This is a genomic window from Epibacterium sp. MM17-32 (genome assembly GCF_022348205.1).
GTDB lineage: Bacteria > Pseudomonadota > Alphaproteobacteria > Rhodobacterales > Rhodobacteraceae > Epibacterium.
Genome location: NZ_JAKRFC010000018.1, coordinates 66,356 through 76,692, shown reverse-complemented (window position 1 = coordinate 76,692; position 10,337 = coordinate 66,356). Strand labels below are relative to the sequence as shown.

Genomic DNA, 10,337 nt, shown 5'->3' with positions numbered 1-10,337 from the left:
ATGAAGCAAAGCGCTCCACTTCGGCAAAATGAGGATGATCGCTGCGGCTCACCGCCCAAAACGTTCTGCCAGGCAAACCCACGTCAGATAGGCGCACCAAGTGCCCGGCTGCGACAGCGGCGCCAGCCAAGACGCTGGACGCAAGTACCACGCCCTGACCCGCCAGCGCCGAGTCAATGGCATTGATTTCCTCGGAAAAGTGCTGTGTGACCTCCGGCACCATCGCCCCGAGCCCGGCTGCGCGAGACCAGCGCTGCCAGCTAGGTGACGCTTCCGCGCCGCAATTCCAACGGTACTCGATCAGCGGCAGGCGTAAAATAGCGTCGTCGTTGATCGGAGTCCGGCGCAGAAGTTCCGGTGCGCAAAGAGGGATCAGTTTGTCTTTGAACAGCGGCAGCCAATGATCTTCGGGCTGCGCCTGAACTGCGTAGCGAACCGCAAAGTCGACATCGCTCCCCGAGAGATCTACCGGCTGGTTGTCGGCCTCGACCTTCAGGTTCAATCCGGTCTGACTGCGCAACGCAGGCAGGCGCCGCATGAGCCAGAGGCTGGCAAAGGCCACCGTGACGGAGACCGTCAGCGGACGGCCCGTCTCCTGCTGCGAAATCCCCGCGACGGCGCTGCTCATGCGGTCGAAACTCTCGCGCAGTACCGGGTACAATGTCGCGCCTTCTGCAGACAGGCGGATTGGGCGCGGATAGCGATGGAAGAGTTTCACCTCCAGGATCTCTTCCAGCTGGCGGATCTGGTGGCTGATCGCGGTTGGCGTCAGGTGAAGCTCGGCCGCAGCCCGGGCGAAATGCAGATGCCGCGCGGCGGCTTCAAAGGCACGTAGCGCGTGGAGCGGAGGCAAGCGCCGCATCGGTTCAATCCTTTCCGTTCGGGGTGGAGCCAGGGTGAATTTCATTCACCCTGACCATGAGAAATTCGCTTTCGCCAGAGGGTTGGCCGCTTGGTAGGCACAATGTGCAGTGCATAAACTCAGGAGATTGCCCATGCCCACTCTGTTGCGAATTGATGCCAGCGCTCAGCTTGAAGAGCGCTCCCTCACACGTCATCTGACCGGGCTGTTCACGCAGACCTTTCTGGCGCAAGCACCGGATACGAAAGTGATCACCCGGGATGTCGGCCTGAACCCGATTCCTGCGATCGACCACAAATTCATCCATGCGGCCTTTACCCCGTCCGACGCGCGTGAGCCGTGGATGAGTGAGCGTCTGGCGCTGTCCGACGAGCTGGTCGATGAGGTGATCGCGGCGGATATCGTCGTTCTGGGCTCGCCGATGTACAACTACGGAATGCCGACCGCCCTGAAGGGCTGGATCGACCACATCGCGCGGATCGGTCGGACCTTTTCCTTTGACCTGGCCCGCGGCGATACGCCGATCGAGCCGATCCTGTCGGGAAAACGGCTGGTGGTGCTGTCGTCGCGTGGTGAATTCGGCTTTGCCCCCGGTGGGCCGCGTGCCCATCTCAACGCGCTTGACCCGGCGCTGGCAGCTTGTGCGCATTATTTCGGCGTCGCGCAGGCGGATATCGAGACGATCGCGATCGAATATCAGGAATTCAAAGACGCGCGTCACGAGGCGTCGGTTGAATCGGCGGAGGGCCGTACCCGCTACCTGGCCATGAAACTGGCCGGTGGGGCGGTGCAAGCGGCCTGACACAACCCTTTGAAACGATAAAGCTGGGTGGCGCGGAACCACATCCGCGCCACCAATTTGTTGTGCAGTCAGGTTCATTCGGGCGCCCGGCGCAGCTTGACCTCCAGCGCGCTTGGCTCGGCATCTTCGCCATTGATCGGCAGAAGGTCCATCGGGCAGCAGGAAATCACCACCACAGCATCCATTTCAGCGCGGAACAGCACATGATCCCCTTTGGTCGAGACAGGGGGGCGCCATTCCATCGCGCCACCTTCGATGACGGGCGTATTCATCCAGAGGTTCAGCGGGCAGGGCACCGATGTCGGGCGCAGGCCGATGGCCCGCAGCGCCATGCGCAGGTTGTCGGTGCAATTGTCGTGATACCCCTGATGTCCAAGTTGGGCATACCGGTGAATATCGCAGGACGCGACAAGTGTGTCGTGAACGCCGGGCGAGCTGTCCTCAACCAGTGTCAGGATCGGGCGCCGCCGGTTGGTCACCAGCGCGTCGCCGGGACGTGGCGAAATGCGACGCAGCGTCGGGCGCAAGTGCTCCATCGACAGATATTCGTTGCAGTCCCTTTCGGCAAAGGCCCAGAAATCGCCGATCTGGCTACCGTCGCGGTTGATAACCGACAGCAGGTCCCCCTTTTTCACGCGCATCGCCCGGCCCTGACGGGCGGGAATGGTGTAGGTGGTATCTGGACTGAGGCGACCATCCTCTGCAAGCGTCTGATGTGCGCTCGGGTTTTCGCCGTCGGGCCGTGCGGCATCAAACGGGGTATCGCGGGTATCCATGTTTATTTCTCCATCAGGACGGGATGCATGTAGGGGGCTGCGGGCTCACGATGCGGCTGCCAGGCGCCTTCGGCCTCCTGGCTGGCGGCATAGGCGGCGATCTCTTCCAGCGGTGCGAACCAGACATCGCCACGCGACAGCACCTCTTCGAGCCAGCGCTCCACTGCGCGCCAGCGGGCCAGCCGCCCGGTCAGGAAGGGGTGCCAGATCCCGATCCAGAGCCCGCCAGCCTCGTATTGCGCCTCAAACTCCTCAAAGGAGGCCTCCAACCCGCGGCGCGGCGACATCACCGGCATCTTGTAGCCGATCTCGTCGAAATGCGCGAAGGGCGGCCAGTCATCGCTGCCCCAATGCACCGGCAATTCAAACAGAGAGCCGGCCGCGGTATCGATCCGATAGGGCAGATCGTCCGCCATCATCGAGCTTTCATAGGTCAGCCCGTGCTTTACCGCGAGCGACAGCACCTCGGGAGTGACATTATAGACCGGGGCGCGGTAGCCGCGCGGGGTGGTGCCGGTCATTTGCCGGTGAACCTCAAGCGCGCGTTCGAACCAATAGGTCTGTTCCTCGGCGCTCTGTTCGGCGGGGTCTTCGTGCAGGTATCCGTGGTGGCCGATCTCATGCCCGCCGGCGAGGATCGCCTCGACAGTCTCGGGGTATTGCTCCATCACCCAGCCGGGCATGAAAAAGGACTGTTTGAGCCCCAACCGCCGGTAGGTGTCCAGAATACGCGGCACACCGGAATTCGGGCCATAGCGGCCCATGCTGATCGGGTAGAGGCGACGGTGCCCGTCCTCCGGACGCGCGATGTGGATCAGGCTGTCGGCATCCACGTCAAACGTGATTGCACAGGCACAGCGGGCGCCGTTTGGCCATTTTATCGGGTTACGGATCATGTGAGGGGGTCCTTTTGCTTCAGCAGCGTTTCGACCATTGCCGCAGTGGCAAGCAGGGTGCGGTCACTGTCTGGCGGACCGACCAGCTGCATTCCCACCCACGCCCCCGCGTCCGTTTTCCCGACGGGGAGAGAAATGGCGGGCAAATCCAGCAGGCTCGCAGGCATGGTCAGACGTAGAGCCGCGGTATTTGTTGCGGCAAAGGTTTCGGGATCTTCCAGCAGCGGCGCCAGATGCGGGGCTTCGATGGCAACCGTCGGCAGGAGGTAGATGGTATCAGAAGCCCGGACGGTTTCGCGCAACGCTCTGGCACCCTGTTTGACGTGCGCGATCTTGTCCGGGTCCAGACTGGCCGACGCACGCAGCCGCGCCGCGACAAAGGGATCGAGGCGCGGTGCGTTCTCGGTTTCGAGCAGATGCCCATAGGTTTCGACCGCCTCAATGGCGCCCGGCCAGCCGCCCGCGCGGATCAGCGCCAGTGCCTCATCTAGAGGCGACCGGTTGGTGTGCTCCATCAGGACGCCCGCCTGTTCGAGAGCTGTAACCGCCGCCTTGCAGCGCTGGGAGATCGGCGCGGAAACATCTCCCGCGTCGAGCATGTCGCTGAGCACCGCAAGGCCGCTGGCGGTGTCCGGGCGGGCGTTGTCGCCGGACAGAATGGCATCCAGTTCGATGATGTCGCTGACCGAGCGGGCAAAGCTGCCAACCATGTCATAGCTGGGCGCGAGTGGCATCACGCCGCGCATTGGATACCGTCCGCGCGTGGGCCGAAAGCCCACCACACCCTGAAACGCCGCGGGCACCCGGCAGGAGCCTGCAGTGTCGGTACCGACCGCGAGGCGGGTGATCCCGCGCGCAACGGAGGCCGCAGCCCCCGAGGAGGACCCGCCCGGTACCCGCCCGTCGAGGAGCGGAGTGCCGTGGTGTGGATTGTAGCCGATGCCGGAGAACGCCAGTTCCGATTGATTGGTGACACCAATGCTGACCAGACCGGCCTTGCAGGCGCGCGCTACCACCTCAGCATCCGCTGGGGCAGGGGCCTCGGGGGCCCAGTGGGCGGAGCCTGCACGCGGGGTGACGCCCTTGATCGCGATCATATCCTTCCAAGAGACCGTGCTCCCATCCAGGGGGCTCAATCTCTCGGTGCGACCACCGCTTTGACGGGCTTCGGCGCGGGCGCGCTCTGGCAGAAGAGAGAGGAAAACCTCTCCCTCTTGTCCGGCCCGTTGCAGAGCCTCCATGGTCGTGTCGAGAACAGACCTCATGCGGCCCTCACCCTTGCGCCCGCCGCCGATTGCTGCGCGCTTTCCAGAATGAAACCGTCGTCAGAATGCCAGGATGCATAGACCCGCGCGCCGATGCTTGCGTCCAACTGCTCCAGGTCCCGCTGCTGAAGCTGCGCCACAAGGCTGCGGCCTGATGCGGTTTCCAGGTGCAGATTGACGACGGCCCCGGCAAATTCCTCTGACACCAGCGTGCAGGCGATTTCGTTTTCGCCCCAGCCCGGCTCGACCGTCACGGAGATCCTGTCCGCCCGCACCGCCAGATCCGCCCTTGCGCCCTCGGCCAGCCCGCCGCTGTTGGCGAGCCGGACTTTGCCGTCGCGTGTGTCCAGAAAGCGTTTGCTGCCCTCGCTGCCCGAAACCTTTCCTTCCAACAGGCTGATCCCGCCGACAAACTGTGCAACAAATTTGCTGCGCGGCCGTAGAAAGATGTCCTGCGGGCTGCCAATTTGCTCGACCCTGCCGGCGTTCATGATGACAACCCGGTCGGCGAGCGAAAAGGCCTCTGAATGGCTGTGGGTGACATAGACAAAAGTGATGCCGAGCTCGCGCTGGAGCTTCTTCAGCTCGCCCTGCATCTTGATGGCCATATGGGCGTCGAGCGCCGAAAGCGGCTCGTCCAGGAGCAGCACTTTGGGTTCCAGCACCAGGCTGCGGGCGAGGGCGACGCGTTGGCGCTGACCACCTGACAGCCGCGCGACATTGCGATCTGCGTAGGTGGAAATGCCCAACCGGTTCAGCCAGTCGTCGGCGCGGCGGCGGCGCTCTGGTCCGGTAACGCCACGCATCTTTAGTCCGAACTCCACGTTTTCGCGCACGGTCATGAACGGAAACAGCGCCAGGCTTTGCCAGACCATGGGGGTTTCCCGCTCCCAGACCGGCAGTTGGTCGATCCGGTTGCCCGCAAGGGTGATCTCACCGCGGTCTGCGGTTTCAAGTCCGGCAAGCATGCGCAGGCTTGTGGTCTTGCCACAGCCGGACGGCCCCATGATTGCGATGAACTCCCCTTGCGCAATATCCAGCGAAAACTCTTCGACGGCGATGAAGCTACCATAGGACTTGGCAAGCCCCGCCAGTTTCAAATGTGTGTTGGTCATGATGTCTCCTCCTTGGACATGCCGCCGCCGCTCTGGCGCAGGACCACGGCAAGCGCGATCAGAACCAGCGTCAGGGTGACGGAAAAACTCAATGTGCCGATGACGTGGATGGTCGGGTCGACCTGTCCCTGAAGCGTGGTCAGAACCGCAACGGGAACGGTCTGGTTCAAGCCGCCCGTGAACCAGGAGATCACATACTCGTCGAATGACACGGCAAAGGTGATGAGGAAGGCGGCCAGGATGGCGGGCAACGTATGCGGCAGCACGATGCGGGCGAGGGCGGAATGCGGCAGCGCACCGAGGTTCTGGGCTGCGGTTTCCAGCGTCTCATCCAGTTGCGCCAGCCGCAGACGGCAGACCGCCATCGCAAAGGGGGCGGCGATCACGACATGCGCGGCCACCACGGCGGCAAGCGTGCCGGCAATGCCGACGCGGGAGAAAAAGGCCAGCATCGCCAGACCCAGGATGACCAGCGGCACCGTCGGCGGCAGCAAGGCCAGCGCCAGCACGGCTTTCTGTCCCACGAACCGAAACCGATAATCCGCATAGGCGGCGGCAAGCCCCAGGGCTGTGGCGATCAGCGCGGTGATCCCCGCAACCGTCAGGCTGTTGCCGAGGGCCTCCAGCATGGCGCGGTCGGTCAGGACCTGCGCGTACCACTTGGTGCTGAACCCGGACATGCTGAGGCTTGGGAAGCGGTCGGCGCTGAAGGAAAACAGGACCGCCGACAGGATCGGTGCGTAAAGCAGCAGGAAAACCAATGCCAGTCCGGCAACCCAGAAGGCTTTTGGCAAGGCGTGTTTCAGATGCGGAGGCATGTCTTATCCTTTCTCGCGATAGGCCCAGAGGACAGTTACAAAGGCGGTGACCAGCAGGCTGGCGATCATCAGCAGCGACACCACGGCGGCGCGCGGCCATTGCTGACCGGCCCGAACAAGGTCCGTCACGAGGATCGGCAGGGTTTGGAAGGTGCCGCCGCCCAGATAGGAGGCGCTGACGAACTCCGCATAGGACAGCAGGAAGGCAAACAGCAGCCCAAGCGTCAGCCCGGGCCGGGCCGCAGGCAGGATGATGCGGAACAGGATGGCTCCGGGACGGGCGCCAAGGTTGGCGGCAGCGGAGATCCCGGTCCGGTCCACATTGGCAAGGGCGATGGTCTGCAGGATCAGGACCACCGGCAGCGCCAGCGTTGCATGGCCGAGAAACAGCGCGAAATAGGTGTTGAGAAGGCTTTCCCCCTTGCCACCAAACGCCTGAACAACCGAAGAGATCACGCCGCCTTCTGTCAGGAAGACCTGCCAGGAATAGATGCGCACGAGATAGCTTGTGAAAAACGGCGCGATCGCAAGCCCCAGCAGGATCAGCCGCTGGCGCGGAGCCGCGACAAAGGCCATCGCGTAGGAGGCCGGGAAGGCCAGCAGCGAAATCGCGATCGCGCTGGCCATCGACAGACCGTAGCTGCGCCAGAAACTGGCCCAGAGGAAGTCGAGGCCGAGGACGTACCGCCAGGCCGACAGCGTGGCATCCGGCGTCAGCCGGTAGTTCACCACGGACCAGAATGAAATCGCCACCAGCAAGCCAAGCGGAACCGCAAAGAACAGTAGCAGCCAGGCAGGCAGCGGCAGGACCCAAAGCGCCTGCCAGGCACGATTAAAGAGAAAGTGGAGCCGGCGCTCCGACGTGCGGGCCGGAAAAGCAGGGGAAGTCATGTCGATATCTCCGATAGGGCTGCGGCCCCGACGATTGCGCCGGGGCCGGACCAGCCATCAGGCGTTCTTGTAACGCGTCCAGGCGTCGTTCCAGGTTTCCAGCGATTGCTGTACCGGAAGCTCCCGCAGCCGGATGCGCCCGGCGCGGATCTCATCGAGCGCATTGGGGCCGTTCAGCACCATGTTCTGGCGCTGCGCCTCTCCCGGCAGTTCATCATTCAGCCGCGCCCAGCCCGCCCGCGTCGGGATCATCGCCGGATAGGCCTTGAGCGTGGCGGTCTTTACCTGCCCTTCCGGCGACAGCATGTACTGGATGAATGTCCGGGCCAGATCCTGGTTTTCTGACCGTGCGCCGATCGACAGCGACTCTGTCCATTGCAGGCCGCCTTCCTCGGGGATGGTCGTGGTGACATCCGCACCATCGCGGGCCAGCACGCCGGTGATCCAGTCGCCGATGCCTGGGATCGCGGCAACCTCGCCCGAGCGCAGCGCCGACAGCATCCCGCCGTAATCATAGAACCCGCGCACCTGCGGCCGGAGCGACATCATCGTCTCGGTCAATTCCGCCCAGTGCGCCTCATCAAGGTCAAACGGCGACGTGTTGCCATTGAGGAGGCTCAACGCGCCCAGGTTGGGCAGATGCCAGTCGAAATGGCCGATGCGTCCCTCGTGCTGCGGACCCCACATGCTGCGATAGCTGCGGGCGTCCGCCTCGCTCATCGCGGCGCGGTTATGGGACAGACCCAGGAAACCGAACCGCAGGAAGACCGCATAGGGCTGACCGTCGAACCAGTGGCCGCGGAAATTCTGAAACTCCGGGAAGAAGTCGTCGAACGGGTAGTCTTCAGGCGTCAGCGGCTCAATGAATCCCGCTTGCTGCAATTGCACGACGTATTCCGCATCCGACAGGATAACATCGTAGGTTCCGGCCGGAGACTGCGCCATTTGCGCGAGCATTTGATCGCCGCCAACATACTCCTTGGCACGGATGCGAACATTGTGCGTCTCCTCGAATGCGCCGATCACATCGGGGTCGGCATGGCCTGCCCAGGTGAGCATCGACAGGTCACGGCGACCTTGTGCGCGCAGGACGGCCGGGGCGGCGATGACGGCGGCGCTCGCAAGCACCCCCTTGATCAACCGCCGCCGGGTGGTGATAATATTATGTGTCATTTTTCCCTCCCTTTTCATTCCACAAGCTTCAGAAAGAGGAGGCCCAAAAACAAATGACCATTCGTCAGGCCAGGCTGAGATTTCTTTGCGCAAGTGGGCGACGTCATGCGTAAACTACCGCCGTTAAACGCAATTCGAGCCTTCGAAGCGGTCGCCCGGAGGCTCAGTTTTGCCGAAGCCGCGGAAGAGCTGAGCGTCACCGCCACTGCCATCAGCCACCAGATCAGACATTTGGAAGCCTATCTCGGCTACCAGGTGGTAGAGCGCCGCCCCCGTCAGATCGCCCTCACTCCCGCCGGGCAAGAGTTGTTCCCCAAGCTGCAGACGGCGTTTGATATCTTGGGCGAAGCCTTCGCCATGCTCGACAAGGACGTCGAGCAATCGCTGGTCCGGGTCACAACCACATATGCCTTTGCGGAACGCTGGCTGGTTCCGCGCCTGCCAGATTTTTTTGACAAGCACGGCGAGATCCGGGTGGAGGTCGAAACCGATGACAACGTTCTGGACTTGCGGGTTGACCGGCTGGACCTGGCGATCCGATATGGACCCGAGGCCTCGGTGAACGAGGACGCCGAGGTTCTGTTCTCGGATCGCTACATTCCCGTCAGTCTGGCTGATCGTCCGGAAACCGGCGTGCAGGACAGCCGGCTGCTGGGCTTTCGCTGGCGCAACCCGGATATGGGCGGCCCGACCTGGGAAGAATGGTTCAAGGAAAAGGAAGCCGGGGAACCGTTCCCGTCGGACCGCATTATCCGTTTCAGCGATGAAAGCGCGGCTTTTAACGCGCTGGATCAGGGGCTGGGGCTGCTTTTGTCCAGCAGTGCGCTGGTTGAAAGCGGACTTCAATCAGGGCTCTACCGGCAAATCTCAGGCCCTGAGCTGCGCGGATTTGCCTATTGCCTTGTGCTCAATCCGCTGTCGCGCAACAAGCACGGCGTTAAGGCCTTCGCCGATTGGGTTCGGCACGCCGCGAAACAGATATGAGCCCAATCGCCCCCGGTATCGACAGCATTCATCGTTCCACGTTTCACATATGGCGAGACATAGAACTGGGCATCTGGCGCATGTTCACGCCGGATCGCAATCGGTTCACACGCGCAATGATGCGTTGATCCGCATGCCTCACTACCGATCAAGCAATCGGGACGTGCTTCGAAGAGTTTCAGCAATTGTCTGCGCGGGGTCGACCGATTGAAGGCGACAGCATCGCTGGCCGCAATGCTGTGACCCTGAAATATACTCCCTTGCCGAGATGCTATTCTTCGGTCGTGCCTTTGCAAGGCGGGAGCTCTCTCCTGCCGGAAGATGAACTCCTCCGCTCACCACGACGCAGGGCGGCAGGCCAGGGGCGGGATCCGGGATCTGCACGGCAATCCGCGCCTGCCGTCGACGCAAGGTCGAAAAGTTTGGCAACGACCAATCGAGTCCGGCCATCTAGATCAACTTCTCGACAAGCCCGACCGTAGAAGACCGAAGAGCACCTTGAGCGTCAGGCAGGTTTGGATCGCATTCGTCGGGCAAACGATCTCCCAGATCGTTGCCTGACCCTCCTCATTCCAAAAACGTCTCGGGCCGTCCCGGCTTGTCGGATTTCTCTGCATGCCAAACCATGTCAGAGACGAACCAGACCGAGGGCGAACCGCGTTGCCTGAGCGACGCGGTGTGGGTTGGCCTGTTTGTTGAGCGGTCGCGGGTGGAACCAGGCTTCGGCATGTGCCGATAACCTTCAGGACTCGCTA

At 62.7% G+C, this 10,337-nt stretch carries 10 protein-coding genes and 1 pseudogene; 2 read left to right on the top strand and 9 right to left on the bottom strand.

The genetic code is table 11. The features are described from left to right. A partial coding sequence (locus MHM88_RS20780) for a LysR substrate-binding domain-containing protein (RefSeq protein WP_239368737.1) occupies positions 1-907 on the bottom strand: 907 nt, incomplete at its 3' end. A gap of 88 nt (positions 908-995) precedes the next feature. Between MHM88_RS20780 and MHM88_RS20775 the strand changes: the two genes are divergently transcribed. After that, positions 996-1,664, top strand: a complete 669-nt coding sequence (locus MHM88_RS20775) for an FMN-dependent NADH-azoreductase (RefSeq protein ID WP_239368735.1) — start codon at positions 996-998, stop codon at positions 1,662-1,664. Positions 1,665-1,738: 74 nt separating this feature from the next. On the opposite strand, the gene MHM88_RS20770 is transcribed toward MHM88_RS20775, so the two are convergent. Genes MHM88_RS20770 through MHM88_RS20740 form a run of 7 tightly spaced genes read right to left on the bottom strand, consistent with a single transcriptional unit; the run spans position 1,739 to position 8,598 of the window. Beyond that, complete coding sequence (locus MHM88_RS20770; protein ID WP_239368733.1) at positions 1,739-2,440, bottom strand: DUF1989 domain-containing protein; 702 nt, start codon at positions 2,438-2,440, stop codon at positions 1,739-1,741. A gap of 2 nt (positions 2,441-2,442) precedes the next feature. Further along, positions 2,443-3,336, bottom strand: a complete 894-nt coding sequence (locus MHM88_RS20765; RefSeq protein WP_239368731.1) for a polysaccharide deacetylase — start codon at positions 3,334-3,336, stop codon at positions 2,443-2,445. Then, on the bottom strand, positions 3,333-4,601 hold the full coding sequence (locus MHM88_RS20760) for an amidase family protein (protein ID WP_239368729.1): 1,269 nt from the start codon (positions 4,599-4,601) through the stop codon (positions 3,333-3,335). Before MHM88_RS20760 ends, MHM88_RS20765 begins: the two co-directional genes overlap by 4 nt. Next, positions 4,598-5,716: an ABC transporter ATP-binding protein gene (locus tag MHM88_RS20755; RefSeq protein WP_239368728.1), complete on the bottom strand. Its 1,119-nt coding sequence runs from the start codon at positions 5,714-5,716 to the stop codon at positions 4,598-4,600. Before MHM88_RS20755 ends, MHM88_RS20760 begins: the two co-directional genes overlap by 4 nt. Continuing rightward, positions 5,713-6,534: an ABC transporter permease gene (locus MHM88_RS20750; RefSeq protein ID WP_239368726.1), complete on the bottom strand. Its 822-nt coding sequence runs from the start codon at positions 6,532-6,534 to the stop codon at positions 5,713-5,715. The genes MHM88_RS20755 and MHM88_RS20750 overlap by 4 nt, the downstream gene beginning before the upstream one ends. A gap of 3 nt (positions 6,535-6,537) precedes the next feature. After that, a complete protein-coding gene (locus MHM88_RS20745; RefSeq protein ID WP_239368724.1) occupies positions 6,538-7,425 on the bottom strand; it encodes an ABC transporter permease in 888 nt (295 codons plus the stop codon). Positions 7,426-7,482: 57 nt separating this feature from the next. Beyond that, positions 7,483-8,598 carry a spermidine/putrescine ABC transporter substrate-binding protein gene (locus MHM88_RS20740; RefSeq protein WP_239368722.1) on the bottom strand — a complete coding sequence of 372 codons (1,116 nt, stop codon included), beginning with the start codon at positions 8,596-8,598 and terminating at the stop codon, positions 7,483-7,485. Between the two features lie 93 nt (positions 8,599-8,691). Between MHM88_RS20740 and MHM88_RS20735 the strand changes: the two genes are divergently transcribed. Further along, positions 8,692-9,582 (top strand): LysR substrate-binding domain-containing protein, encoded by an 891-nt coding sequence (locus MHM88_RS20735; RefSeq protein ID WP_239368720.1) that lies wholly within the window; start codon positions 8,692-8,694, stop codon positions 9,580-9,582. 351 nt (positions 9,583-9,933) lie between these two features. On the opposite strand, the pseudogene MHM88_RS20730 reads toward MHM88_RS20735, so the two are convergent. Next, positions 9,934-10,311 (bottom strand): annotated as a pseudogene (locus MHM88_RS20730) (transposase); the annotation flags it as partial. Positions 10,312-10,337: the final 26 nt, after the last annotated feature.

Bases quoted from the DNA above. Each gene is read 5' to 3' on its own strand.
- MHM88_RS20775 (WP_239368735.1), top strand. From the start codon at position 996: ATGCCCACTCTGTTGCGAATTGATGCCAGCGCTCAGCTTGAAGAGCGC.
- MHM88_RS20770 (WP_239368733.1), bottom strand. From the start codon at position 2,440: ATGGATACCCGCGATACCCCGTTTGATGCCGCACGGCCCGACGGCGAA.
- MHM88_RS20765 (WP_239368731.1), bottom strand. From the start codon at position 3,336: ATGATCCGTAACCCGATAAAATGGCCAAACGGCGCCCGCTGTGCCTGT.
- MHM88_RS20760 (WP_239368729.1), bottom strand. From the start codon at position 4,601: ATGAGGTCTGTTCTCGACACGACCATGGAGGCTCTGCAACGGGCCGGA.
- MHM88_RS20755 (WP_239368728.1), bottom strand. From the start codon at position 5,716: ATGACCAACACACATTTGAAACTGGCGGGGCTTGCCAAGTCCTATGGT.
- MHM88_RS20750 (WP_239368726.1), bottom strand. From the start codon at position 6,534: ATGCCTCCGCATCTGAAACACGCCTTGCCAAAAGCCTTCTGGGTTGCC.
- MHM88_RS20745 (WP_239368724.1), bottom strand. From the start codon at position 7,425: ATGACTTCCCCTGCTTTTCCGGCCCGCACGTCGGAGCGCCGGCTCCAC.
- MHM88_RS20740 (WP_239368722.1), bottom strand. From the start codon at position 8,598: ATGACACATAATATTATCACCACCCGGCGGCGGTTGATCAAGGGGGTG.